Below are 26,221 nucleotides of genomic sequence, written 5' to 3' on the forward strand. Positions count from 1 at the left end.
ATTAAATCGATTCTGATAGTTCGTGGAACCTGCAAAGGGCATTCGCAAGTCGCATCTGGGCGGGAGAATTACAGGACGCATTGAGCAAGGCTGGAGAACCGACAACGATTGCGAGTGCTCGTGCCCGACTGGTGGCGACGTTGAGTCGGTGCCGGTCATACAGGAAAGACATCCCGCGTGGAGCGACTTCGGCTGAAGAACATGTCATCGAGTAAATGACAATGGCAGCTTCTTGCCCTTGGAATTTGTCGACTGTTCCGACCAATGTGTCATCAGGCAGGGCTTTCTTCAAAGCACTAACTTGGGCGTTAAACGGTGCAATTACCAAAATGTCGTCATGAGTGAGCGGCTTTAGTTCCGCATCTTTCGTTGCCCATTGGTCGCCATTCGACAATAGTCGATCGTAGAGATCGCAAACGAATTCTACTTCTTCGAAGCTTCGGTTTTGATTGCCTTCATGTTCAACGGGAAAGAAGCGCAGCCCGTTTCCGCTCAGTTCGGGCTCCGCAAAAATCTCTTGGAGCTCCAAACCTTCGAGGCTTTGCAATCTGTTTTCGTAAAACTGTTCCGAATTGAAACCGCAGATTTTTGGGTGCAAGCGCCAAGTCGTCTCCAGAAATAGTCCTTTCTCTGGCGGCATGGTTTCGTTGCCGTCGATGACATGTGCCAATGAAGAGATTTCGGCTCCCTCCGGATGCAATGCCTGTTGAGGTTGTTCAAGTTGCTGTGGATCACCAAGCAAAATAATGTTCTTCGCCGCGCGGCCAGCGGCCAAAGCCATCGCCAGCGACATCTGGCCTGCTTCGTCGATGAACAAGTAGTCCAGCTGTTCCATCATCGGTTCGCTCGACCAGAGCCATGCTGTGCCACCAACTACGCAGCCTTTATCCAGTGACTCAATGACTTTCTTATTGGCCACTTTCTTGATGTAGTCCGGCAGTTCGTGTTTTCCACCGCAGTGTGCGAGTGGAATCGAAATTCCTCTCTCATTGCATCTTTCATGGACCTTTTTCAACAAGTTAATTATCACCGTGTGGCCAACAGCGCAGACACCAATACGTTTTCCAGCTTTGGCAAGCTCAGAAATGACATGGCTACCTACGAAAGTTTTGCCTGTTCCTGGAGGCCCCTGGATTCCAAGGTAGCTGTTGTCCAGATCCAGAGCGATGGATATAGCATTGTCTTTCGCGGCACCCTCAATAGGCAATTGCATGGTCTTGAGTCGAGGTAGCTTTTTTGCCAACAAGTCGTAACGAGCGGACTTAATTTCCTTGCCGCTCTTTGCAGCATTTGCGACTTGCTCTCCAAATTCAAGGAGTGACACAGGCAAGGAGCCAGATGGGATAATGTCAAATTCGAAGACGCTACTTGGATGAATGTCGACGGCAGCTCCGGCCTTCTTGATTCCAACCAAATTTTCCTTGATGTCAATAAACTTTATCGACCCAATACTGTTGTCTTCCGTATCCCTGACTTTGGCCCGCGCTTCGAGGATCGTGTCCTGAATTGGGAACTCATAAACGTGAATCGGTAGATTGCCTTTCTCTGGCTGTCGTTCCTCAACAAATCCCAAACCCGCGATAGCACGATTTTCACGGAGCAACTCGTCATACTCCATGGTTTTGAGCGTAAAGTAGTCCCACCACATGCACTTTTCTTCACGGCGGAAATACTCAAGCGTGTGAGCGAGCAGCCATCTGGCAGACTGGTTATCGTCAACTGGTTCGTCTTCAATGTCGAAAGCTAGTAGATCAAAAACTCGTGCTGCTTCTGCTGACATCTCTTTGACTGAGTCTTTCGCCTCGCGATCTCCCAGCGGCGGTCTTGGTAAGTCAACTCCGGTGCCAGCCAGTTCGCTGCGCAGCGTCTCTAACCAATCGCGCAAGACTAGCGTCGATAAACAATCGTCTTTGTTGTAATTTTCCACGACTTCTTTGTGATGATCCCGAATCTCGTCAGTCATATTGAGTTCGATCAGACGTTCAACTTCTCGTAGAGCCTTACTTGCTTCTTCAAGGACTTCGGCGCGTTCAAAGCCGTAGAATTGCTCCAACTGTTTGATGGAATAGCTTTCGACACTCGCACGAATCCCTTGGCGCGTAACGCCATAAAGATCGACGAAGATTTCACCTCGCAACAGATCATCCAGCTCGGTCTCACGCGTTGCGTGCCGGAGTGACAGCCGTTTCAGTGCTGACGGCTCGTAGGGCGCGAAATGATAGATGTGCATTTCGGGAAACTTTTCCCAGCGATTAAGAACGCAGTCGATGAACTGTTCAAATGACTTTCGCTCATCTTTTTTGTTCAATCCCCAGATGCCCCGATAAAGAGTCCTACCTTCATCAAGAGTGACATAACCGAACAGATATTCCAGACCATCCTCCATCGCCCTTGGATTGCCTTCGATGTCAAAGAATATGTCGCCGGGACAGGGTTCGGGCAGTCGCAAGAATCCCCGATCGTTTTCAATCTCATTGAACTCGTATTCAGGTTTTCCAGAGCGAATTCCTTTCAGCTGAATTTGAGCTTGCCGATGAGACTTGTTGTACGAATCAACCGCTCCTCGCTTGGGATATTCGCACAGTGGCTTATCGGCTTCGGCGAAGGTAGTCAACTTTGAGATTCCTTGATCGACGACTTCTACACGTTGTGACTTGGTCATCCCGGCAACGAACGACAAGTGGTCGTCATTTCGACGCACTTGGTTGCAAAGCGGCCACCAATTGCAAATCTTGCAATGGTCGCATGGTTCTGGATAGCTTGATGAATCGAGTTCCGCGTTCATGGCAGCCTCGAAACGAGACTTGGCCATGCGGAAATAGGCCATGTAGTCCGTTACTCGCAGGCGATCTATTTCAAAAGCATCCGCCTTTGCGTCGCCTGGCTTCACTACTGACATTGAATTCGGCAAGACGCCTTGTACTTCGGCCAACATTTCCGAGTACAAGCAAAGCTGGATTACGGCAGACGATTTAGTTATCTGGGAGAGTTTGGTATCCGAAACTTCGTATGACCAATCGCCAAAGTCACTGGGTGTATCGACTTTGATAAGAAAGTCGGTTCGACCTCGCCACGGACGAGAACTGAGCCATGCCTGTGCAATGACATCGACGCCTTCTCTCATCGCCTTGATCGCAATCTCAGTGCTTGAACCGTCGAACTCCTTGAGTTCCACAACAGAGAGCCCCTGACCTTTCAGGTATTCAAGGTAGGCTTGCTCGTGATTCTCGCCCAATTCGATAAGGAGATCGAGCATCGGATCTTCGCGATATTCAAGCTTTATGTCTCCATCAACGTACTGGCGATTGAGTTGAGTGGTATGGGAACAGGCAAGATGGTTTGCCAAGTCTGTCGCTGAGAAGAGTATTGCACCATTGGTTTTTTTCACGCGTCTTCCGATTTCCTGAGAACTATTCCTGGTTCAAACATAATTGTATCCTTGTTTGCAAAAAACATGGTCATCGAATACTCGTTATTCGCTGAACCGCGTCATACCACAATTGGTCCAGCGCAAGTTGATGCATTCCGATCAACGAAGCGAAGGGCGTGCGTGAAACACAGATGCTCAAATTTCTTGGTTACGCCTAAAATGAATGCAATTTTGCGGCATGTAAGGTGACGGCAAGTTAGCTGTCAGAGCTCCAACGGAAAGGAGATTTCTTGATCACAGCAATCGTTACCAGCAACGCAATTCTGATTCTTGCGTTGACGTTTCTGTTCATTCGCGAACGGAATCGACGCAGAGCGTTGGAAGAGTTGCTCCGACAATCGCTTAACTACTGGAGAAGTGCCTATGATGCAAACCTCGGCAATCGGAATCTTGATTCTGACTGCAGTACTGATTAACGGATGCGAAAGTGAATCCGAAAAAATGGCGAACATGGCTGAACGTGTCGCTCACTCGCAGAATGAAATTAATACCAATCTCGCGAAAGCCAACAACACGATCGTCGAACTCAATCGTGAAATTCAACAAGAGAGGAATGGACTACAAAATGAGCGACTGAAACTCAATGGACAATTTGAAAATCTGGAACAGGATCGGCGTGACCTTCACCGGCAACGAAGATCAGAATTGGCTTGGTCAGAATCGTTCAGGTTTCTGGCCATAGCATTTGCGGCAGTCATGCCGCTTTTTTTATGCGCTTATCTGATTTGGGTGGCAAACCAACGATCCGTCGAACAGGACGAAATCAACACAATCCTGCTTCAGGAACTGGCATCACCGAACCCTCGGCTGATCATCGCGCCAAATTCAACTGCGATCGAAGATTGCTCCAAAGAAGAAACCGCACCAACCAAAACGAAACGGAGAAAGAAACTTGTCTCACATCGTGAAAATTGAAACTCAAATCCGCGACATCAACGCAGTTCGCCATGCCTGTCGTCGGCTACGACTGGAGCCACCCAACCATGGCACGTTTGAGTTGTACAACTCGACGGAAACAGGTTGGGGCGTACGGTTCAGGGACTGGAAATATCCTGTTGTTTGCAAAGTCGAATCTGGCGAAGTCGCTTACGACAACTACGAAGGAAGATGGGGCGATCCAAACCGACTTGGTGAATTCTTTCAAAGCTATGCCGTAGAGAAAGCAGCCATTGAGGCCAGACTTCAAGGCTATTCGTCAACGGAACAACTGCTGGAGGATGGCAGCATCAAGTTAATCATCGAAACCGGTGAAGGAGGCTACGTATGAGAACGATCGAAGTCACCGTCTCGCCGGACGGTCAAAGCAAAGTTGAGGCGATTGGTTATCAAGGCAACACTTGTCGTGAAGCAACCAAAGTGTTTCGAGAGGCCCTTGGAGCCTCAAAGACGGAAACTAAAAAACCAGAGCTGTACGAATCTCAGAATCAATTCAATGAACAAAAGGAAAGCCTATGACTCAAACACTATCAGAAGAACTACATGATCACATATCGGCATGCTTCACGGGTTTGTGGATTCATTCTCACGAACACGCCGAAGCGATTGCGGAAACTGGTCGACTCTGCCGCGACAACGACTGGAACTTCTTCACCTGGGATGTTGCGAACGGCATGATGGCAAGCGGTACGACCCCGCTGAACTCAGAAAGTCGCACGGATCCACTGGCGGCCATCCGGGCTTTCACTTCAGATGGATCGACTGAGATGCCTTCGATTCTTGTGTTGAAGAATTTTCATCGTTTCCTGGGAAATGCGGAAGTCACTCAAACCCTTGCAGAACAAATCGAAGCGGGCAAAAGCACGCGTAAGTTTTACGTTGTCCTGTCTCCAAAGACAGAGTTACCCGTGGAGTTGGAAAAGCTTTTCACGGTTCTGGACCATCGACTCCCTGACCGCGAACAGTTGGTCACGATCGCAACGGAGATTGCGTCCGATGGTGAGCTTCCGGAAGGAAGCGAACTCGATGAAACGATCGATGCCGCATCGGGGCTGACTCGTTTCGAAGCTGAGAATGCCTTCGCGCTTTCAGTTATCCGGGAAGGCCGCATATCGAGTTCGACAGTGCAACAGTTGAAAAGCCAAACGATTCGCAAATCCGGACTGTTGACGATGCACGAAAGCACGACTGGCTTCGATCAGCTCGGAGGCATGGATTCGGCAAAGGAGTTTTGCAAGAAAGTACTCGGCTCTTCGTCGACCAGAGCGAAAGCGAAAGGCATCCTTTTGCTGGGTGTTCCCGGAACGGGAAAGAGTGCCTTTGCCAAAGCTTTGGGACATGAGGCCAATCGCCCAACGCTGGTCATGGATATTGGTCGGCTGATGGGTGGCATTGTGGGACAGTCCGAGAGCAACGTACGTCGAGCACTGGAAATTGTTGATGCCATGGCACCGGCGATCCTTTTCATTGATGAACTGGAGAAAGGATTGTCGGGTTCAGGCGGCGGCGGTCGCAATGACAGCGGTGTCTCGACTCGACTGATGGGATCGCTGTTGACCTGGCTCTCTGATCACACGTCCGATGTTTTTGTGGTCGCGACCAGCAACGACATCTCGCAGCTCCCTCCAGAGCTGACTCGTGCGGAACGCCTTGATGGCATATTCTTCTGTGACTTGCCTTCGAAAGAAGACAAGCTTGCCATATGGCACATATGGATGAGTCATTTTGGAATCGACCCAGTCGAGACAATCCCAGATGACGAGTTTTGGACAGGAAGTGAAGTTCGCTCTTGCTGTCGACTTGCTTCGCTCTTGGGAGTGTCGTTGGTCGAAGCCAGTTCTCACGTTGTGCCTATCGCCGTCACTAACCGTGAAGCCGTCAGCGATCTGCGCAGCTGGGCCAGCAACCGCTGCCTGTCTGCCAACATAGGGGGAACTTACAAGTTCGACCACGCAAAGCCAACACAGCGGCGCACCATGACCTCGGTCGGCCCTCAACCGTCTGACAACTGATTCTATTTACCCCCACCTTGGCCCTGTCGATCTTCGGATCGGCGGGGCTTTTTTCATTTCAGGAGAAACCATGAGTACAACACTTGAACCCCAGCCTGATGTTGAGGCAACTACATCCGATACTGCGACCGAGCGTCTTCGTTTGACTATGGCCGCTTGCAAACTGTCATTTAACTGGTTCGGCACTACGAAATCGCTTAGCGATGACCAAAAGGCGACCGTTGCCGATTCTTTCGGAGCAGATCGCGAAGTCCTGTCGGCCGGAAAGCGATTGCTCAACACAAAGCATCCAGCCTGGAAGAATGTGAGTTCTCTCAAGAGCCGCATGAATTCTTACTGGAAAGGAGAAACGCTACCATTCCCATTGCCTGGTGTGAGATTGATCCGACAAGATGGCATTGAAGGATTCAATGATCGCATGCTTTCCTTTGAGGCCGAGCTTTCAGAAGCCGTAGAGTCGCTGGACGAAGTCTACGGTCAACTAAAGGATTCTGCATGTCAGAGACTTGGTCAGCTGTTCAATGCGAGTGACTATCCTGCTTCTCTCGTTGGGCTGTTCAGCGTTTTCTGGACATTCCCAAGCATCGAAGTTCCCGATTACATGCGACGGCTTCGCCCCGACCTGTACCGCCAGGAAGCGGATCGAGTCGCTCGCCGATTCGATGAAGCTCTTGAAATGGCAGAGACTGCGTTCGTTGATGAACTTCATCATTTGGTCGAACACCTGACCGAAAGGCTCACTGGCGAAGATGATGGCAAACCCAAAGTCTTCCGAGACACGGCTGTCACCAACCTGCATGACTTCTTTGATCGCTTCCGCAGGCTCAACGTTCGGTCCAACGAAGATCTGGACTCGCTCGTCGACGCTTGCCAACAGATTGTCAGCGGACGAACGGCTCAGTCGCTTCGCGAAAACCGTCTCGTACGCGATACCGTTGCATCAGAGTTACAAGAAGTCGGCGGCAGACTCGACAACCTGCTTGTGGATCGCCCTCGACGCAATCTCATTCGGAAAGCGAGGTAGCGATGCAGATCATGATTGATGTATCCGGAAATATACGCTGCGTTTACGACGAATCGATTGCGCTGTCGTCTCTCGGACGAATGAAGATTCGACGTGGCAGCCATGTGGAACCCATTCAGAGAGATCGATGGGTCGCTGACCTCTCACCGGTGGGCGGCCCCAAACTTGGCCCTTTCCGTTTGCGATCTGCAGCTCTTGCTGCGGAAAGACGGTGGCTGGAGAAAAACTGGCTCAGCTCGAAGTAGAGCTTAGCAACTTACTAAATCTTTACGCCCGGGTGCATTGCATCCGGGCTTTTTTCATGGAGTTATTATGACGCAAGAACAACTTGAACAAGAAATTTCACAGCAAACCGGAGAGCACGTCGGCACCATCCGGCGTCTCGGATTCAGTCCGTTGCAAGAAATTATCCCCCTTGAGGAAAGGCAAACGCCGCTGGTCGTGGACTGGGATCTTCTGGACAGCACGCGGAAATCAGGGCCAACTCTCCTGCCCCGCTATTTGTAAACTTGTGAAAAATATTCGGAAACTGGGGTTGAGCCGTTTCTCTCAATTGAATTACGTTGATGGAGTTCTTCGGATAACTCCGTAGTACGCAGAGCAGTGAAAAGTTCATTCTTTTGTGTGCAAGGAGGAATCTGATGCACAATCAACAGGCAGAGCAGCTTTTAGCGCAGCGTAGCAATCTTCTCTTACATGGCCCCGATGTCGACGAGCTGCTTGAAGCAGTCGCATCAAAATATCGGCTGGTCGTCAACATTCAGTCCCAACAGGTCTACTGGAACGGGCGCGAGTATCTTCCGGATTTCACGCCATCAGTTTGGAGCCTGTTCGAAAAACTGATTCAATACGCAAAGGAAACTGGCAGTGCGGTTGATCGCTGGAGCTTTGGTGGCCGAAGCGAAATCAGCCACGCCGGTCTTCGATCGCGAAAGTCAAGACTGACAAAGATCCTTGACGAATGCGAATTAACGGATCTCAGTGCGCAGATCGTTTCTGTCGTAAACGGCTACCGGCTGAATATTAAATCGTCAGAAATCTGTCTGCATCCGGATCTTCAACCCAGAACCGGAGCAAATTGCATCTTGGCGCGTGCCTAGCGGCGACAGTCGATTGACAACTTAACTAACCTCAGGGCGATCGGATTTCCGGTCGCCCTTTTTTTATTAATGGAGCAACATCTTGAAACGACGACGTAAACGAAAACCCAAACCCAAAGAACTCTCGATTCCAGAACGCCGCGGTCTTGCAGCAACGATTCTGGGGAAACTTTTGGCAACGCTTCACTTCGACGAAGTGCGTGCCACCGATGACATTTCAGAAATTTCGACACCTGTTGCAATCTGCAACAGAGATGAAACGGGCAACCAATAAAGCTACCGATTTTGTTGAAACTCAATATTGGAGTAGAAAGATGACAGTCGAAAATATGCAGTCGTTTTTAAAGAAAAAGAGTCGGCGGCGGATGCGGCCGGAAAAGGGCAACAAGAGTAAACGCCAACTTTGGCAAGAAGCAAAGCTCGAGGTTGCATCGGTCTATCAAGAATTCTATCAAGAGATGCAGAAGCTGAAAGGCAAGACTCCCGGGGCTCTTTACGCCCGATACTCTTCGCGCTTCCAGGACTCCATCGCCTCTCAAATTCGGGCACTTCTAGTGTTCGCCGTTGCCAACCAAATCTATATCAGCATCGATCAGATCTTCTTTGATGTCGCAGTACGGGGCTCGAAGGCAAATCGCGAAGGCTTGCAGAAAGTTGAGAAGACTTTGGAGTCGGGCAAGGCAAGTGTGCTGCTTGTCCTGAAAACTAACCGCTTGTACCGCAAGACCTACCGTTCCCTTCACTGGATTGACCGGGCCGTCAAGCGTTGGGAAGCTCGCCTAATTTTTGTTAAAGACCACCTTGACTCGAGTGAAAGGGATTTTGACGGGATTCGTCTTCAGATGGCAGCGGTACTGGATGAGCATGGTGCACGGGCACACGTAGACAATGTTGTCAGTCAGCATTTGCACCTTGCTCAAGACAAAGTCATCACTGGAACCGTCACGTTCGGGTTTTGTGGTGACGAAGTTGAGGGACAGGAAACTCGGCGGGGGTTTCCTCGCCGAACTTGGGCGATAGACGAATTCGAAGCAGAGTATGTTCGCTTGATCTTTCACTGGTTCGTTTACGAAGGTCTCTCGCGCGCTGAAATCGTCCGTCGGCTGGTTGCCGACCCTGATGCTCCGCTACCACCGCGGAGTGCAGGATCCTGGTCGATTACAGCGCTGAATATTCTGCTACAGAATGAACGATATCTCGGTATTTTCAAATACGGCGAAAAGATGAATGTCGACATGCCTGATGCCGACTACGTCATTCGACAGGAACGTGATGAGCCATTGCATGTTGCTCATCATTCGGAGCTGCAAATCGTAGAGTCGAGAATCTGGTTCGAAGCGCAGCGACTAATAGCGATTGCCAAGTCCAACGGCGGACGGCGACGCGGCAAGTCGAGCGAGCCAACAGGGAGCGAACTGATTCGACGCTTGTTTGTCTGTCCTCAACACCAGCGCCCAACATGGATCAGTGGCGACAATATCTTTTGTCCGGAATGCAACAAGCTTCAACGTGAACAGCGCTGCCTGGTTTCAAAGTTGCCAACCAAGCTCGCATCCAAGCTTTTGATTGAGAAGATTGTCGGATTCATCACCGAAGACAAGGACTTCGTTCGTGATGCCCACAAGGCGTACGTAGAAGCTCTGGAATCTGGCGAGGTCGTCGACCCAAACGAGATACGGCGACTCGAACACGAATCGAAGGAGCTGGGACGCAAGATTGCCGCGCTGAAGCAAGACAAAGGGTCGACAGATATCGAAATCGCCGAAAGTGATGAAATTCTGGGGGAGTTGCGTGCCGAACGCCAGGAAGTCACGTCGCGGCTCGCCCGGCTCAATCGTGATTCTTCGCTCGAGGTTCAGATCCCAACGTTTGAGGAAACCGTCAAGAAATTGAAGACCCTCGCTGATAGCTTGCTCAATTCGATTCGCGCAAAAGATCCTGCCGTTCTTGGGCGTTTCCGTCGTGTCTTGCGGCTACTTGTTGGTGGTGAGATTGAACTTCATCAAGCAGGCAGTATCGAGCCTCGCCAAGGGTGGCTGCGTGCAGAATTTGACATTTGCCTCGGAGCAGTACTGACAGATGGCTCCGGACTGGACGACAAACAACCGTCGCGACGGGTCTCAATTGACTTCAATCGCCCCTGCCCTTTCCAGGCAGAGGCAGATGAAGCCTACCGACTCGACACGGCCGAAGAGTTGCCCCGTAAGGAGATTGGTTCTCGACTAGGATGTTCCAAGTCAAAGATCACAAAACTTCTGAAGTATGCCTACGATCAGCGTGGTGAGGTCTTCGTCGACGGTCGTAGCCGGCGCGCCGCCATCGCACCACCCAACCCACCGGCATACGACCGGATTGGCGATCGAGTCATGGAGTTGTATCGCCAGGATAGGTTGCTACAAGTAATCGCCAATGACGTTGGTGTATGCAAAGACACGATCACCAAAGTTGTCCGAATTTGGCACGAGGAGAACAACGTGCCCCTTGAGGATGGCCGCACTCGGCGGAAGCGATTGGCGGTCAAGAATCGCCCCAAGTAACCGGATTTGTTTCTCGCCGATGATAACCTGGGAGTTTGTGGTCGCCGCCAGGCGGCCGCAAAATCCTTTTTTTTAGGTATCAAACATCAAGCTGACGTGTACTTCACAATCGAGACTAATTGCGAATATTCGAGTCCTCGAATATTGGGCATTAGTGACAAAGGGGAAATAAGAGTCAGCGAACTTATATATTTATGGTTTGCGATAGCCCAAGACTGGCGGAGTCCGCCAGAAGATATGAACATCCGCTTTGAAGGAACCAATGTCAAGCAATTCGAAACGTACTCGCCGGACTCTTTCAGAAGAGTTCAAGCGTGATGCGGTCAATCTGATCGTTAGTGAGGGCTACTCTTTCCGAGCAGTCGCTGAGGCTGTCAACGTGAATGAGAACAGCCTTCGCAACTGGCACAGGAGGTATACTCCGGAAGCTGAACCTTGCGGTCCGGACGCCACGAAAGAAGAACTTCGCGCCGAACTGAAACGCCTTCGCAAGAACTCAAACGCGGCGGCACATGCGCAATCGTCTAACGAATTCTCAAAGCCGATCCCGCGCTGACGCTGTAAAACGAAGAGATGATCTGTATCAAGAATGTACACCAATTATTCCGTCACGCCGTTCCGATCGGATTGCCGTTCCTCGCGTCCAAGCCGTAGAATTTCATCAAACTCATTGTCGTTCTTAAACGAACCGGAAATGTCAGAGATCCAATTCGACTTGTCGTTTGAGCCTTTGGATTCGTCCCTCAATCGTTCAACCTCTCGCTCGACTTTCGCGATTCGCTCTTCAATACTCTTGGCCATGGCATCGTCACCTGACAAAACAATTTCTTACAACCTGAGCGATAATGGCAGCTAAATCATCGTTTTGAGGGAAACGTAACTTCCTGCAATTTGCAAACTCTCAAGCAAGTTGCGCATTGCCCTGAACGCGACATTCGGTCTGCAGCCACAGCTGAACAGTTCGAAAGCAAAGTGCAAGACACTACTACAGCTCGCGTGATGCCACGGTAAATACACAACAAGTAATTCAATGAGAGAACTAGCTGACAAGCAGAAATTTGATGGGTGTGGTCGGCGAAGTCAACGAAACGCATAGGACACCCACCCTCGATAAGCCAACCCGGCATAGAACAAACTCACGTCGTAAAACCCCGCTTCACGCAGCAGCGATTCGTCTTGCTGTGGATCGAGAATCGTGAGATGCGAGTCGATTGCCTCACTTGCCCGCGATGCCTTTTGCGGATCGACACCGGAACTCACCACATAGGCCGTATAGCGAGAAAGCCACTGTTCTCGCGCGCCGCTTGCTTGGGAAAAACTTAATTGGAGCGTGATCAATGGGGCATTTGGTTTCAGTCGTCCACGAATGGCGGTCAGCATTTGGCGCCGCTCTTCGAGGTTGGCAAAGTGCAGGGTCAAAAGACAAGTCGCTGCGTCAAATGGACCTTCCGGTGCGACGTCAATTTTGCCTTCGTGCAGAGCGACTCGCGTGACATGCGTACCAAGGGTTTGCCTTGCAAGATCCAGCATAGCGGGCGAAGGATCAACCCCATCAAACGTCCAGCTCGGTTCTGCATCCGCAAAGACTTTTAACTCCAGTCCGCCACCGGCTCCGACAACGAGGATGCGACCGTTGCTGCCAACACGCTCGGCCAGCAACAGCGTTGCCATTCGCTGCATGTCCGCAAATCCCGGCACAGCTCGTCCCGGCGAGTCGGCGTACTGGGCGACTGCTTTCGGGTCGTGGAATGCCGCTCTGGCTAACTCATTGCTAGACGCCATGTGTATTCCGTTTTGCTTTCAGTGAGATGCCCTTGGCTTTGAGTCGCTTGTGACAATCGGCGCTCAGCGAAGCGAGGGTCACTCCGCCAAGTCGCCGCAGCAGTCGTTGCTCGGCCTCGTCAAACGCCTTGCCCAGTGCCGCGTTCACGGATTGCTCCACCAGGCAACCAGGCGACTCGGTGCGATTGCCAATTGCCAACAGTGACGGGCTGCCAACCGCCTCGTAAATGTCCAGCAACGTGACTTCGGCAAGATCGCAAGCCACAGTCCAACCGCCGCCGTGCCCCTTCTCACTGCGCACGTAGCCCTGCTCGCGCAGCCCGGCCATCAACCGACGCACCACAACTGGATTGGTGTCCATCATCTTCGACAGGTCTTCGGACGTGACCGGTACTTCTAATTCCGCCATGTGCAGCAGGATGTGCAGCACACCGGAAAGCTTGCTATCTCGCTTCATGTAACTTATTCTATTACGAGACACGGTGTGCGCCAAGGTCCGTTGCCAAAGCACGGCTGTTTGTCAATCACTAGAGGAGAATCACTTTGTCACAGCCAGACTGGAACGCGAGGTTTGCCGAAACCGAATTTGCATATGGCGCGGAGCCCAATTCGTTTCTCGTGCAGAATGCAAGCTGGCTAAAGGCCCCCGTTCTTTCCATCGCAGAGGGCGAAGGCCGTAACGCCGTCTTTTTGGCGGCTCAGGGATTGAATGTCCACGCGGTGGACAGTTCGCACGTGGGCCTGGCGAAAGCCGAAAGACTTGCCGCCAGTAAGAGCGTCATCATTTCAACCGAAGTCGTAGATCTCCAGGACTTTGCGCCTGAGCCGAACGCGTACGGCGGAGCTGTTTCGATATACGCTCATTTGCCGAGTCCACTTCGAACGAGGCTGTATCCGCTTCTCGTAAAAACGCTGAAACCGGGCGGAGTTCTGATCCTGGAATCGTACGCCGAAAATCAGATAGGGCGTGGTACAGGCGGTCCAAGCAATCTAGACCTGTTGATGACCTGCGACAAGGTCGAGCGGGAACTCGTCGGACTTGAAACGATCCTCTTGCAAGAAACCGAGCGAGAAGTGATCGAAGGCAAGTTTCACACAGGCCTGGCTTCCGTGATCCAATACGTCGGCAAAAAGCCAATCTGAATAGCTGACTGATCACGCGGAGCAAGGATCGTCAAGACTCAACCAAAAGTCGTCTGCACGGTCCGATTGAATCGAAAACCAACAAAGCCGTGCAGTTTAAGCCAGTTCCGAAAGGAGCAAGTCAACCCTTATGAGGAGCTTCGCAATCACTTGTCGAGCATCACTTTGATCTCGGCAACGATCAGGACCTTCTGTTGGATGTGGAAATCGTGGTGTCGATAACCTGGTATTGGGAGAAAGGTCACGAAGTCGCTTTCGGACATCGCTCCGTCTGGGTCCGACGATGGACGAGCCCTTGGCCTTGTACCCCCGCTTTGTAGGCAACGCACTTGTGCGCGATTTGCCGATGTACACCTGTCGGTCAGCGGGTCAAACATCAGCTCCAGCCCTTGCCACCGAAAGTCTTACCGGTCGTAGTTTGGTATCTCTTTGTCTTGACGGTTGGAGCGAAGTTTACGACTTGGGAGATCTCCTCGAGTTACCGGTACAACCCATCTCGCAGCACTCACTTTGCGAAGAATACCGGTGGAATGCGTGGATTCGAGCGGCCTTAGATTTCGGATTGTGATCAGGCTTACTGCCTTCTGCCCAACTTTTCCTTTACCGCTGAACAACAACACTTCGCCCGGTTGAAACTTCTTTAAGTGCCGAGCCACGCTGAGGCGACGAGTCCCAGATAGCTCGTTTTGTCCTCCCAGCGGATGATTTCAGCCGTGTAGCAAATTTGATTGAGGTTTTCAGTTGTCGAAAGGTAAAGGCATGCAGACTGCGACTTACGCGGAGGCTCGTCGCGCAACATCGCAATTGCCTGGTTCTTGAATGGTTGCAAATAATTCTTGCCACTTGGGTTTTCCAATTGAGATGTGAGTACCTCAACCATAACGCCGTTTTAGATTCCATTGATGAAAAGAGCGTTAGCCATAACCAGATTCTTTGACGAGTTGTTTGATAGGATGTTGAACCCTATATCTTATCTGTGACCAGGTATTAAGCTGACCACCCCACTCAAGATTCTGCATTCAGGCACGCAACTTTGAATTTGGTTCCATTGAAACGAATGCCTACGCAGCTGTTCCGCTCGGCTACGTTGGAGATTGATACGGACTTCACAGCGGAAGATCCCCTTGCCTTCGATTACTTGGGGCAGCAGGTTGGCAATTGGCTGTTCCGTGGATTCACTACCCGCACCAGTCGGGCGCAATACTATTGCGTCGTGCTCTACGGTCTTCATCTGGCCGAGGTCGCCATCCAGCAATACGGCTACCCTGGTGACGACAAAACGCGGTCCCTGTTATTTGAACGCTGGGAGAGATTTTGGGCGCTCGCTACGCTCGAAAGCCGAGGAGGAACTCTCGAACGCGGTGACCCGGACGGAATGCGCGGAGTCCGAGGCGCCCAAGCCGCCTGGATTGGTGGCGACCGTGCCTTGCGGCTGGATTATCCATTGATCTCGCGACAGGTCGAGTTGGGAGGGATGGGTGCCTATCTTTCTTCGCTTCGAGAATATGGGCTGGTGTTCAAAGGGACTTTGCGAGTCACACCTCTCGCGAAGCCCTTCGTCGATTTCTTCTGGACCTCGAAAACAAAAAGTTCTGGCAACCGTTACGAAAGATATGCACTGAAAGCACTTGATCTGGAACGCCGAACAATCCCTCGGGCGGTATCCGGACTGTCGCTGAAACGAGTCGGCGATCGCTCGAGACTCACTGCAGTCAAGAAAAGGCCTGACCAGCAAGAACGGCTCTGGAGCATCTTGTTCGCACAGGCAAAGGACGGTTCGACGCTGCCAATTTCGCAACAATTGGTTAGTGCCGATAACGATGGTGAGGTTGTCATCGAACAGATACTACGAGGGATCCTTAGAAACAAATGGGGCGAGGTCGATTCCACTGTTGAACAGAGAGTTCGTGCGGCGATCGCATTCGGAAAATTGTCGACCCACCTGCTCAGCTGCTTTGACAGAGCATACGGTTACGTCGATTCACACGGTTGGATTGCCGATTTCCGTCACGTTGCATCAGCCGCCTTTCCGGAGTCGGAGTCCGCAACGACGCGCAATCTATGCAATGCCGTTCAAAAGGCATCTGGGTGTCGCAAGTTTGGCGAGCTGAAGTTCCACGGACCCCAGTTCCTGAGTCTGGTCAGCAAGTTGATGGATGCCGGGCCAGCTGAAGCACTTGAATATCTCCTCGCCTTTCACGTGGCAGTTCAGAGAACCCGCCGTGGTAGCGGTGCCTGGTTTCGACGAGAAAAAACCAAGTTGGTCATGCAGGTCGTGGGATATGGCGGCTTCCGAAAAGAACAGCACTTTCCCAGCTTCAAATTGAATGTTGTCAGAAGGCTGCTCGCAGACTTGGGGAGGCTGAATGATGATTGAATCTGGTCGTGTCTTGGATCGGCTTTGTAGTGAGAAACCGTGTACTGGGGCGATCTTCACAACGTTTGGTCATGATCCGGCGTTTTTTGAGAATCAAGTTCTGAGGTCTATACTCAGGCTGACATCCGATCCGGTCGAGCAACCCCAACGTTTTCACAGCGAAGCACTCCGCACATTACAGGAGACGCCGGTGGCGGTGATCGTTGACGCCGGGCAACGCCAACCAGGGCGGCGACTTCCGTACGATGTTTTGGAAGTCAGCGATATCGTATTTCATCCAAAGAGTGCGCTGCACTTGTACGAAGACTACGCTCGCCTGATGGTTGGCTCGGGGAACCTGACTTTTCCTGGCTACAGCCAAAATACAGAACTCTTCATCACGTACGATCTGCGTTATGACAGTCCAGACGACGTCGAATTACTCCGGGAGTTTGATGGCCATGTGAATCGAATCGAGAGTTTGGTGAGGCAAACCGGCTCACAGCTTTCGCTGGTTCGCGGTCAGCTTCAGCGTCGAATTTCCGGTGTGGTCGCAACCGGTAACTCACCGACAGTTGCGTTGCTGGATTCAACAAAGAGTCCAATCATGGACCAGATCCTGGAGTTGATTCCGGAGTCAGCAAAAATCAATCACATTGGGATGCTGGCTCCATTCTATCAGCGGGACGATTCGTCCGAGATTGACGCGAGTTCAGTCTTCGGAGCGTTGAGACATCGAGTCGCAAACAACGTAAGCTTGGACGTTGGTGTCGTTTGGGACAATGCTCAGGTTCAGCGAGATTCTTCGTTTACCGAATTGAATGACGGGCTCAATCAACTTTGGGCATGGTCAGTAAATGAGGGCGAAGATCGCGAGATTGAGTATTTGATTCCAACAACGGTTCATGAAACACGATTGGATTATCAAGATGGCCAAGGTAAATCCAGACGTGAGGATCTCGATGAGGCATTGGATGCGATCGAGAATGGAGAGTTGTGGATGTTACCCAAGCCTCGAGTGTATGCGCCTCGCCAGGCTTTGAACTCTGCAAACGACGTCTACGAAAACGTTGATATTTGGCTTCATCCTGGTTCCAGACTGGTCAAAGGTAGGCCAGTACATCGACCACTGCACGCGAAACTACTTACGATTACGTACCGGCAAGGCCGATCGACCAGAACGCTTGTCATGATCGGCAGTGCGAATATGTCCCGAAGAGCATTGCTTCAGCAAGCCGCTCCTCGTCTTGGAAACGTTGAATTGGGAGTCGCATTCATCGTAAACGGTCGGGTCAACATTACTGACATCCTGCCGGAGTTGGTAAACGTGCCGTTGAAGTTACTTCAACTTGATGAGCGACCATTTCCGGAACCAGGGACCAATTGGTCACTCGCAATTGAGCAAGTGCAATTTGATCCGAAATCGCGAGTGCTGAAGCTCCAATGGAGCGAGCTGGCGAGTGAGCTTTTTGATTGGCAGGTGCTTTACAACGATCGGGAGCTCGTGCGCGGGAGCGTTGCACCAACCTCGGATATCACCATTAACGATTTCGTTCTTCAACCGGCTTCCGCGGAAATCGTGCTACGAGTCGCTGGCACTGACTATTCGATTCCCATATTGGTAACGGATTTGGTAGCGCTGCCGGTGTTTACTTCGGGCGGAGGGCTCCAGCTGAAGGATCTTCTCTTGCTTCTTGGACGTCGGATTGGCAGAGAAAAAGCGGTGGAGATTGGAAAGCGACCGCCAAAGGTTCGTGAAGACGGCAAGATGGCGCATCATTTCGGCGAAGGCTTCAGCCCAACGGATGTTTTCCGGGCTTGGTGGGCTGTCGCCCAAGATCTTGCGGACCCCGAGTTGTCGTTGCTTGGATTTCGATTGCGACTTGAAGGGGCTCTTGGTCTATCAGATGCGTGGAAGTGCATCGTCGATGCAGCACGCGAGAAAGCGATGAACACAACGGAAGCCTGGTTCTACGGTGCCGAATTGATCCGAGAACTAAAGCAAATCGAATTGGAGGAATCCGCTGATTACGAACCCAAAATGGAAGTGCTCAACGGATTCCTGGATTCCATTCGATCAGACCTTCAGCAGATAGCGCCAGATGATGCGGGCCGTCGCTGGGTGAAAACGATTCAGCGTTTTTATGCGGGGGCCAGCAAATGAAACAAAGGACCCGTGAGTGGCTTCAATCGTTCTTGCGACTGGATCATCGAGCCGAGGCCGATGGGATCCCCATGTCAGATGTTCGGCGCCAAGAAGACACCGTTCTTCGGGCGTTGGAGATGCTGGATGCCCAACCGGGAATCGTCCTAGCGGATGAGGTAGGCATGGGAAAGACGTTTGAAGCTTTGGGGGTGGCCGCTGCTCTTAAACACAAAAAAACAAACGCTCGGGTCGTGATCCTCACACCTGGCCCGGACCTAAACAACAAGTGGTCGTCAGAATTCAGTCGATTTCCCTTCAATTTTGAGTCCGGCAGGAGGAAGGTCACAACGGTCACAAAACTACGCGAGTTTGTAGGTGCTGTTGGACAAAGCTCAGTGACCATCGCGCCGGTAACCATGTTCCAAAGCGGTCGCGGCACCCGAGAGCAATCGTATTTGATTGCGCTTTACTGTTATTCAAGAGGGCTTCACGGGAATACGCGCAACGCCATGCTTGACCGTTACTTTCCAGACATGCGGTACTACGAGAATGTTGATGCAGAAACAGATCTGTTTCTCAAGGAATTCACTCTGGACGAAATCGAGCCTCATTTGGAGAAAGCTTTTAGGCGGCTCGATGCACTTTTTGAGTCTGATGGCCTGGAAGCATTTACCAGGAAGAAGTTGGTTCGACGTCTATTGATGGTGGCGAGGTCCTATATTGCCGGACAACTGTTCCCACCGATCGAATTGCTGATCATTGACGAAGCGCACAAACTCAAGAACCCTACATCATTGCGTAGCGAAGCACTGAGGACGATCTTTCACAATCGCTTTCGCAAAGCGGTCTTCCTGACTGCAACACCCTTCCAGTTGGACATCAAGGAACTCAAGGAAGTGTTCGCCGTTTTCTCAAAAGCCAAGGGGGCAACGAGGGACCTCAAAACGGAAGTGGATCAACTATTGGGAAAGATTCGAGAATACCAAACTCTTTACGATGAGTTTCAAAACACTTGGCTGTCTTTGGAACCAGACTTCGCCGAGACATTCAGTAAAGCATACGAGGCGGGTCGCGAGGAATCGCTGAGTGCCGAAGACCAAGTCGCGAAGATTCTCGTAGATCAGATCACCGGGTTACGGCAATTGAAAGAGTCTGAAATTGAACCTGGATTTCGTAAATGGATGATCCGGAGTTTGAGAAAGGACAAACGTAACTATCGCAATCACGTTCCTGAGTCAGTTCCGTCGTCGTCGGAAGGATGCTTACCATTTCTGGTTTACGAGCGATTCATTGCGGAGATATTTCGTCGGCGGCATCGTACTCACAAGGCAGCCGCCGAAATCAACATGGTCTCTTCGTACTCCGCAGCCAAGAAAGGCGCGATCATCAACAATGGTGATGGGTTGCCGGAGGATGCCGAAGTTTATCGCAAACTACTGAAAAGGCTTCTGCGAACCTTTGGGACGGGCGCTGACGGAGACCATCCCAAGGTCAAACATGTGCTCCTTGACTCTCTCGACGCCGCTGACAAGGGAGAAAAGACGCTCATTTTCTGCACGCGAATCGCGACATTGCGCCAGTTACGACGAGAGTTGGATGCGGTTTGGGAATCCAGAATCCTTGCACGCTGGCGTGAGGTTTATCCTGACGCCAACGAGCACGAATTGTTCGGCGACGGGGCGGATAAAAAGGGGCGGCACACTTTGCTTCAAAGCCGCTTTCACAGGACACAAGACATCCTCTATCTGGCACTTCGGGAGCCATACTTGCAGACGTTCGCGGCGATCGGGGATTGGGCGTCCAACAACCTCGAGGAAATTGTCGTCGAAGCGAACGGTGTTCTTCAGGGCCTTCGCCTTGGAAAAACCGCTGCTGCGAAGATTGACTACCTGGCGACAAAAAGATGTGTCGAACACGCGGCAGCCAAACTTTGGGTGGCCCGTCATACTCGGGAAAACGATAACCTTGATCGACTTACTCGACTCTGCGAGCCAGATTTCGTCTTGCACGGCCTCGATCTTGAAAAGGGTGAGGCCGGTTCGCAATTGTCTGGCAGTGAGCAGCCCCAATGGACGATCAATCAGCGATCTGCCCGTTTAGTGATTGGGCAAAAGGGTTCACTATGGGAGCGATGCAATGCGATTGAGAAACTCGATATCGGGCTTCGCGCAAAGACCATCGAATCACTGGCTCGATATCTGACGTTCAAACAGGTGCCGTTTCTAACCGACTTGCTACGGACGGCCCAACTGTCTGGCGTTGCGACCGACTCAATTCACTCCGAAGACCTGCTCAAGTTCTTGCCAACCTTCTGGATTGCGAAAACGGGGAAGCCATGGGGCAATCAATTGAATCGCTTTCTTGGGTATTTTTCGGGACGCGAGCATGAACAGCAGTTGGATATTCTGGAGGGACCGATCAGAACAGGCGAATTCGCCCGGCACACTGCGCAAGGCCAAAGCCGCGAGAAGCTTCGAGAAGCATTCAACACACCGTTGTTTCCAATGGTTTTGATTGCCAATGAAGTCATGCAGGAAGGTCTGGATTTGCATAAGCAATGTCGCCGTGTCGTTCATCACGATCTTGTGTGGAACCCAGCTCAAGTCGAGCAAAGAATCGGCAGGATAGACCGCCTCGGGTCGTTGACCAGTCTCATGCGGGAAACAGACTCAACTGTTTCGCTGGATGCGCTTTACCCTGCGATTGAGGGAACAATTGACGAACGTATGTATCGTACGGTTAAAACGAGAGAGAAGTGGTTGGAATTTTTGTTGGGCGCCCCACCGGACTTCTCGGAATACAGCTTTGAGGAACAAGAGCCAGTTCCTTTACCAGATCGCCTGGCCAAAGAGCTGGCCATTGACCTCTCTCCAAACGTCAATTGCTAAATTCGAGGCGAAAAACGCGTCATATAACATGAGGGAACTGGCTTAGGTACCGCGAACCCTCCGAAATAGCACCTTCACGCCCTGCCGGGATTTTCTTGCGCTGAATTCAAAACAGAAAGGAGGGACCTATTGCTTAACTACGTCCTATTTCTCAGTGCGATTCTCGCGTTGATCCTCGCACACCTGCTGGCCCGTGAAATGCGATTGCGACGTGCGTTGCAGTCGCTGTTAACGAAAATTCTGACCCACTGGAGGACGAATCAAGAACATGAAAATGAATAAACGACGGCTCGGCCTATTTGCCACATCGTTGTTGGTGACGACAGTCATTTTGAACTTACTATTTGGGTGCCGTCAAAGTGAATCGCAAGCTGTTCGGGAAATTGCCACGCAGGCGATGCAAGAACAAGCCGAGCAGAACAGGCGGACCGCTCACACCGCTGAGAAACTGGTCGAAGCCGATGCCCAGTCGCGTGGCGAAATGATTGCGGCACATGCCAGTTCGCAGGAATCGCTTCAAGAAGAGAGAGCTAATCTCGACCAGCAAAAATCGAAACTAGGTGAGCTGCGGGGAGAGATCGAACTCGATCGACGGCGGGCACCTGTGATCGCCGAGGCGATTCACGTCGTTGTCAGAATTCTGGTTTGTCTCTGCCCGTTGACGCTCGCCGCGTACTTTTTGTACAGCGTCAATCGAACATCGGCAGCTGACGAAGCACACATCGTCAACGAAATTTTGATCGGTGAATTGACAAGCGAGACGCTACGTCTGCTGCCAGCTCCAATCCCAGAGAGCCTGGCTGTCACGGATCAACGTTCAACCGAGCCAGTTGAACAAACCGAAATCGAGCCAACGTTTTAGCCGGGCCGCTTCAGTCAACCAATTAACCAAAACAATCCTATCCAAACAGAAAGGGGAGCATCGTGTCACACATTGTTTCAATTCAAATCGAAGTTCGAGATGAGGCTGCTGTTCAAGCGGCTTGTTCGCGACTTCACTTACCTCGTGCAACGCGAGGGACGTTTGAATTGTACTCGTCTACTGAGACGGGTTTGGGCGTCGAGTTGCCACACTGGAAGTATCCGGTCGTGGCGAACACTGAGACTGGCCAGCTGCGGTTCGATAACTACGGTGGCCGCTGGGGCAGCCAAGAGTTTCTCGATCAGTTTCTGCAAGGCTATGCCATTGAGAAAGCTAAGATCGAGGCCCGCAAAAAGGGGCATTCCTGTGTCGAGCAGCAACTCTATAACGGATCGATCAAGTTGACCGTCCAGGTAGGAGGTGCAGTTTGAGCAAGCGAATCGAAATTACTATCGACACCAAAGGCAATAGCCAAGTCGAAACGAAGGGCTTCACAGGGAGCGAGTGCGTTGAAGCAAGCAAGTTCGTTGAACAGGCTCTGGGCAAGCAAACTGGCATGCGGACTACCGCTGAGTTTTTTACCACTTCAGTCAAACAAGCAACCGTTCAAAACTCGAATGGCACGTAGTCGAATTGAGGCTCGGTCATTCGAACAGAGGTCAGTCGATCGCGATGATCTGGCGACACTTCGGATAGCTGGCACAGGCCCAGAATTTCTTCCCATTGTGTGCTCCCTTCGCAGCCTTTCGCATCACCATGTTGCCCGAACATTTTGGGCAGGAAGGGGCGTCCGTTTCTTGCAGCTCTGCTTTCGATGGTACGGGTGGTGGAACAGCCGCCGCCGCTACAGTCTCGGCTACAACATTGGACGCATCGGCGGCTGTTTCGGCGGGCAACGGTATATCGGCGATATTTGCGGGAGCACTTGACGGCAGTCCCATTGAATCTCGGATCTGCTGTTTGAGATGCTCTTGGTCGTAGCTGCGGCTCCACGGGACATGAAGAATCGGAAGTCCGGCGGCTTCAAAAACGGAGTCGACCAATTCGTCGCGTTCGCGTCGGTCTTTTCTTTGATGGCTTGAGTCATCCAGTTCGACTACCAGCTTGGGAGTCATCGTGGCTGGTTCGCAAAGTACAAAGTCAACGTGCTTCCGGTCGATTCGATTCGCGTGCCCCATATTGCTCCGGCGATTCACAACGTAAACCAGGTCTGAGATCCGCACCTTGGTGCAAACGTAAAAATGGCTCGACGTAGCTTCGTGGAGCACTTGAAAAAACGCGAGCTCGGCCGGAGACAGAAAGTCGTCGCGGACCCGGTATGGCAATGGCTCATCGACAGAGCCCTCACTGGCCGCCTTACCCAAGTCGATCCCGAACAGCTTCAGGATGCTTCCGAGACATCCCTGATTTTCGTTTGGCATTGGTAACTCTAAGTCATGCAATTTTGTTTGCATGGCATTTTAGTCTTAAACCACTTCCGTGAAAGCCATCTGCGCCTAACGGATCACTCAAGGAGATAGTATGAACTTAACTGAACGCCTTGGAGAACTGATCTCCGCCTGCTTTACCGGCATCTGGATCGAAAGCCATGAACATCAGGACGCAATCGTCGAGATAGCTCAGCTTTGCCGCGACGAAGGATGGAGCTTCGCCAACTGGGATATTGAACAGGGAATGACGCTGAGTGGTGGAGAAACTTCATCGGAAGCGGGTGATCCCTTGGCCGCTGTTCGGTCATTGAAAGCATTGGCGTCTGACGACGGAACGGCCGTCTTGGTCATGAACAACTTGCATCGGTTTATCGGGTCGACTGAAGTGATGCAGGCTGTGCAGCGACAACTCGTCGCCGGTAAGCAGAACCGAACAATCCTGATCGTGCTGTCGCCGGTCGTGTCGATTCCCGCGGAGCTGGAGCTGTTTGTCGTAGTCGAACACGAGATGCCGTCACGTGACCAGTTGCTGGAGATCGCCAGAGGGATCGCGACCGAGGAGACGGAGTTGCCGACCGGGAGCGAACTGGATCTAGTCCTCGATGCAGCTGGCGGACTGACACGAGCTGAGGCTGAATCTGCTTTCTCTTTGTCGCTGGTACGTCATGGCCGAATACAACCTGATGCCATCTGGGAACTGAAGAGCCAGATGCTGAAGAAGTCTGGTTTGTTGGAAATGTATCGGGGCGATGCAGACTTCGGTTCGCTTGGAGGGCTGTCAGCACTGAAATCGTTCTATAGACGAGCATTGAGTCGATCAAGCGAGAACGTGAAGCCACGTGGCGTCATGTTGCCGAGTCCACCTGGTTGCGGCAAGTCACAGTTCTGCAAGGCACTCGGACGCGAAACCGGACGCCCCGTCATCATTCTTGATGTCGGATCGCTGATGGGTTCGCTCGTGGGTCAAACGGAACAGCGAACTCGGCAAGCCCTAAGAATCATCGACGCGATGGCTCCGGCGATTGTGATGCTCGATGAGATCGACAAAGCGTTTGCGGGCGTCGGCGGTTCGGGACAGTCCGACAGCGGGGTCTCAGCGCGGATGTTCGGCAGTTTCCTATCGTGGCTGAACGATCGCGAATCCGACACGTTTGTGGTCTGCACCGCGAACGACGTTGGCAAACTCCCGCCGGAGTTCGCACGAGCCGAGCGGTTTGACTCCATCTTCTTTGTGGATCTACCGTCGCGAGAAGAGAAGAACCTGATCTGGGAGCAGTACATTTCGGTGTATGGTCTGGCTGCCGATCAGACCAAACCAAAAGACGACGTGTGGACCGGCGCTGAGATTAAGGCCGCATGTCGGCTGGCGGCGTTACTTGATATTCCGATCAAGGCGGCAGCACAGAACGTCGTACCAGTTGCTGTCACTTCTTCGGAGTCAATCGAGCGACTTCGGGCATGGGCCAGGGGTCGGTGTATCGACGCCCACAATGGAGGTCTATACGAACTCGAATTCAAGAAAGGAAAAACGAAGTCACGGAGAAAGATCAAAGTCGATCCTTCGCTAAACTAGTCCGAGAAGTTGACTCCTGTGCCGCTACAGCCATCACACAGGCCGTCACCTTTACAAACTCCGCAAGTGCCGTAGAAGATCCCTTTCCCGTTGCCTTCACAAAGAGCACAAGATCCCGAACCAGAGCAGACTTCGCATTTCGCTTTTTGAATTCCTGAGTTAACGTATCCACATCCTGAAACACAGATGAAGGTTAAACAAAGGGTCAAAGATAGAATTTCTTTTATTTGATTGGAATGCATTTTTACAAAAGTCATTTCGAGGCTATTTCGTTGGTCTTGAATGGTATTTCAGTCGGTGGGCAGTAAATGCGGAGTGTGGCGTAGCAGTAGTTCCCACAAAGAACAGAGAGATCGTTTGCGTCATGCGGAAAGTGAGGCATAGTGGCGCCAACTCTGAATTCCGCTTTGCCATAGTTTGAAAATTTGTGAAGTTTGATGTCTTCAATGATTGACTTGCCAAATTGACGCCCAGCCTCCGCACCCAAAGCGCTAAACGGCGTCAATTCAGGCTGGACGATGCTGCCCAGTGTCACTATCACGAAGCCTGTTGATGAACACGCCGTGACAACCTGCTTCTGCTGATCAACGCTCATCGAGTCGTCATCGAGCAACTCAAAAACAAGTGTTTCATCTTGGTGTATCTCAAATGGCAGCTGAACGAATCTCGTTTTGCAGCCTGCAAAGTTTCCGATGTTTACGGGGAGTAAAATCCTAACGTCTTCCGGGAAGCGACTGGACTGAACTGAGAGAAAAAACTCGGCGCGATTCCATGGGGCTTCCCAATCACTATGGATGTCGATTTTCAAAGCGGGATTACGAGCGGGCTGACCAGTAACTCGCGTGTGGAACACGGGATGCAGAACCGGCTTGGAACGAGTCGTGATCTCTGGTGACTCATTGTCTGCGGGGTCCTCGGCAACTTTTGATGATTCTGAACAGCCTGCGACGACAAAGACAAGAGCTAACAAGCAAGACACAATTCGCTTCATATTCTTTCTCC

Annotated in this window: 24 protein-coding genes and 1 pseudogene; 19 read left to right on the forward strand and 6 right to left on the reverse strand. The window is 51.6% G+C overall.

All coding sequences use genetic code 11. The features are described 5' to 3' along the window. Position 1: 1 nt before the first annotated feature. Entirely contained in the window at positions 2-3,388 is a 3,387-nt protein-coding gene (locus MFFC18_RS22310) for a TM0106 family RecB-like putative nuclease (RefSeq protein WP_075083669.1), read from the reverse strand. A gap of 272 nt (positions 3,389-3,660) precedes the next feature. Here MFFC18_RS22310 and MFFC18_RS22315 point away from each other — a divergent pair, with 272 nt between their 5' ends. The 10 genes from MFFC18_RS22315 to MFFC18_RS22360 all read left to right on the forward strand — a co-directional run bounded on the left by MFFC18_RS22315 (position 3,661) and on the right by MFFC18_RS22360 (position 11,595). Then, complete coding sequence (locus MFFC18_RS22315) at positions 3,661-3,846, forward strand: hypothetical protein (RefSeq protein ID WP_148619051.1); 186 nt, start codon at positions 3,661-3,663, stop codon at positions 3,844-3,846. Positions 3,847-4,334: 488 nt separating this feature from the next. Beyond that, positions 4,335-4,697, forward strand: a complete 363-nt coding sequence (locus MFFC18_RS22320) for a DUF1257 domain-containing protein (RefSeq protein WP_238381213.1) — start codon at positions 4,335-4,337, stop codon at positions 4,695-4,697. Continuing rightward, complete coding sequence (locus tag MFFC18_RS22325) at positions 4,694-4,885, forward strand: DUF2997 domain-containing protein (RefSeq protein WP_075083666.1); 192 nt, start codon at positions 4,694-4,696, stop codon at positions 4,883-4,885. Before MFFC18_RS22320 ends, MFFC18_RS22325 begins: the two co-directional genes overlap by 4 nt. Beyond that, entirely contained in the window at positions 4,882-6,378 is a 1,497-nt protein-coding gene (locus tag MFFC18_RS22330; protein WP_075083665.1) for an AAA family ATPase, read from the forward strand. The genes MFFC18_RS22325 and MFFC18_RS22330 overlap by 4 nt, the downstream gene beginning before the upstream one ends. 70 nt (positions 6,379-6,448) lie before the next feature. Beyond that, positions 6,449-7,402, forward strand: a complete 954-nt coding sequence (locus MFFC18_RS22335) for a hypothetical protein (protein ID WP_075083664.1) — start codon at positions 6,449-6,451, stop codon at positions 7,400-7,402. 312 nt (positions 7,403-7,714) lie between these two features. Beyond that, on the forward strand, positions 7,715-7,909 hold the full coding sequence (locus MFFC18_RS22345) for a hypothetical protein (protein ID WP_075083662.1): 195 nt from the start codon (positions 7,715-7,717) through the stop codon (positions 7,907-7,909). Positions 7,910-8,043: 134 nt separating this feature from the next. Further along, on the forward strand, positions 8,044-8,502 hold the full coding sequence (locus MFFC18_RS22350; protein ID WP_075083661.1) for a hypothetical protein: 459 nt from the start codon (positions 8,044-8,046) through the stop codon (positions 8,500-8,502). Between the two features lie 82 nt (positions 8,503-8,584). Beyond that, positions 8,585-8,776 (forward strand): hypothetical protein, encoded by a 192-nt coding sequence (locus tag MFFC18_RS25125; RefSeq protein WP_075083660.1) that lies wholly within the window; start codon positions 8,585-8,587, stop codon positions 8,774-8,776. Positions 8,777-8,816: 40 nt separating this feature from the next. Beyond that, positions 8,817-11,039, forward strand: a complete 2,223-nt coding sequence (locus tag MFFC18_RS22355) for a recombinase family protein (RefSeq protein WP_162273928.1) — start codon at positions 8,817-8,819, stop codon at positions 11,037-11,039. Between the two features lie 262 nt (positions 11,040-11,301). Next, entirely contained in the window at positions 11,302-11,595 is a 294-nt protein-coding gene (locus MFFC18_RS22360) for a transposase (RefSeq protein WP_075083658.1), read from the forward strand. 44 nt (positions 11,596-11,639) lie between these two features. Here the strand turns inward: MFFC18_RS22360 and MFFC18_RS22365 are convergent, their stop codons facing one another. From MFFC18_RS22365 to MFFC18_RS22375, 3 genes are all read right to left on the reverse strand, one after another. Further along, positions 11,640-11,840: a hypothetical protein gene (locus MFFC18_RS22365; protein ID WP_075083657.1), complete on the reverse strand. Its 201-nt coding sequence runs from the start codon at positions 11,838-11,840 to the stop codon at positions 11,640-11,642. Positions 11,841-12,119: 279 nt separating this feature from the next. After that, positions 12,120-12,821 (reverse strand): class I SAM-dependent methyltransferase, encoded by a 702-nt coding sequence (locus MFFC18_RS22370; RefSeq protein WP_075083656.1) that lies wholly within the window; start codon positions 12,819-12,821, stop codon positions 12,120-12,122. Then, positions 12,811-13,278: an Rrf2 family transcriptional regulator gene (locus MFFC18_RS22375; RefSeq protein ID WP_075083655.1), complete on the reverse strand. Its 468-nt coding sequence runs from the start codon at positions 13,276-13,278 to the stop codon at positions 12,811-12,813. The genes MFFC18_RS22370 and MFFC18_RS22375 overlap by 11 nt, the downstream gene beginning before the upstream one ends. A gap of 86 nt (positions 13,279-13,364) precedes the next feature. On the opposite strand from MFFC18_RS22375, the gene MFFC18_RS22380 reads away from it, so the two are divergent. The 8 genes and pseudogenes from MFFC18_RS22380 to MFFC18_RS22410 all read left to right on the forward strand — a co-directional run bounded on the left by MFFC18_RS22380 (position 13,365) and on the right by MFFC18_RS22410 (position 22,844). Further along, positions 13,365-13,964 carry a class I SAM-dependent methyltransferase gene (locus MFFC18_RS22380; RefSeq protein WP_075083654.1) on the forward strand — a complete coding sequence of 200 codons (600 nt, stop codon included), beginning with the start codon at positions 13,365-13,367 and terminating at the stop codon, positions 13,962-13,964. A gap of 1,057 nt (positions 13,965-15,021) precedes the next feature. Continuing rightward, a complete protein-coding gene (locus MFFC18_RS22385; RefSeq protein ID WP_075083651.1) occupies positions 15,022-16,341 on the forward strand; it encodes a hypothetical protein in 1,320 nt (439 codons plus the stop codon). Between the two features lie 190 nt (positions 16,342-16,531). Further along, positions 16,532-18,484, forward strand: a complete 1,953-nt coding sequence (locus MFFC18_RS22390; protein WP_075083650.1) for a phospholipase D-like domain-containing protein — start codon at positions 16,532-16,534, stop codon at positions 18,482-18,484. Between the two features lie 71 nt (positions 18,485-18,555). Beyond that, a pseudogene (locus MFFC18_RS25850) lies at positions 18,556-18,768 on the forward strand (SNF2-related protein); the annotation flags it as partial. 207 nt (positions 18,769-18,975) lie between these two features. Next, positions 18,976-21,354 carry a helicase-related protein gene (locus tag MFFC18_RS22395; RefSeq protein ID WP_238381212.1) on the forward strand — a complete coding sequence of 793 codons (2,379 nt, stop codon included), beginning with the start codon at positions 18,976-18,978 and terminating at the stop codon, positions 21,352-21,354. Between the two features lie 397 nt (positions 21,355-21,751). After that, entirely contained in the window at positions 21,752-22,216 is a 465-nt protein-coding gene (locus MFFC18_RS22400) for a hypothetical protein (RefSeq protein WP_148619053.1), read from the forward strand. A 167-nt stretch (positions 22,217-22,383) separates the two neighbouring features. Further along, on the forward strand, positions 22,384-22,647 hold the full coding sequence (locus MFFC18_RS22405; protein WP_315849986.1) for a hypothetical protein: 264 nt from the start codon (positions 22,384-22,386) through the stop codon (positions 22,645-22,647). Then, positions 22,644-22,844: a DUF2997 domain-containing protein gene (locus MFFC18_RS22410; RefSeq protein ID WP_075083646.1), complete on the forward strand. Its 201-nt coding sequence runs from the start codon at positions 22,644-22,646 to the stop codon at positions 22,842-22,844. The genes MFFC18_RS22405 and MFFC18_RS22410 overlap by 4 nt, the downstream gene beginning before the upstream one ends. Before the next feature lie 31 nt (positions 22,845-22,875). On the opposite strand, the gene MFFC18_RS22415 is transcribed toward MFFC18_RS22410, so the two are convergent. Continuing rightward, positions 22,876-23,637: a DUF2726 domain-containing protein gene (locus MFFC18_RS22415; protein WP_075083645.1), complete on the reverse strand. Its 762-nt coding sequence runs from the start codon at positions 23,635-23,637 to the stop codon at positions 22,876-22,878. Positions 23,638-23,737: 100 nt separating this feature from the next. Between MFFC18_RS22415 and MFFC18_RS22420 the strand changes: the two genes are divergently transcribed. Next, a complete protein-coding gene (locus MFFC18_RS22420; RefSeq protein ID WP_075083644.1) occupies positions 23,738-25,219 on the forward strand; it encodes an AAA family ATPase in 1,482 nt (493 codons plus the stop codon). Positions 25,220-25,472: 253 nt separating this feature from the next. Here the strand turns inward: MFFC18_RS22420 and MFFC18_RS22425 are convergent, their stop codons facing one another. Continuing rightward, positions 25,473-26,210, reverse strand: a complete 738-nt coding sequence (locus MFFC18_RS22425; protein ID WP_075083643.1) for a hypothetical protein — start codon at positions 26,208-26,210, stop codon at positions 25,473-25,475. Positions 26,211-26,221: the final 11 nt, after the last annotated feature.

The sequence above is a fragment of the Mariniblastus fucicola genome (assembly GCF_008087665.1).
GTDB classification, from domain to species: domain Bacteria; phylum Planctomycetota; class Planctomycetia; order Pirellulales; family Pirellulaceae; genus Mariniblastus; species Mariniblastus fucicola.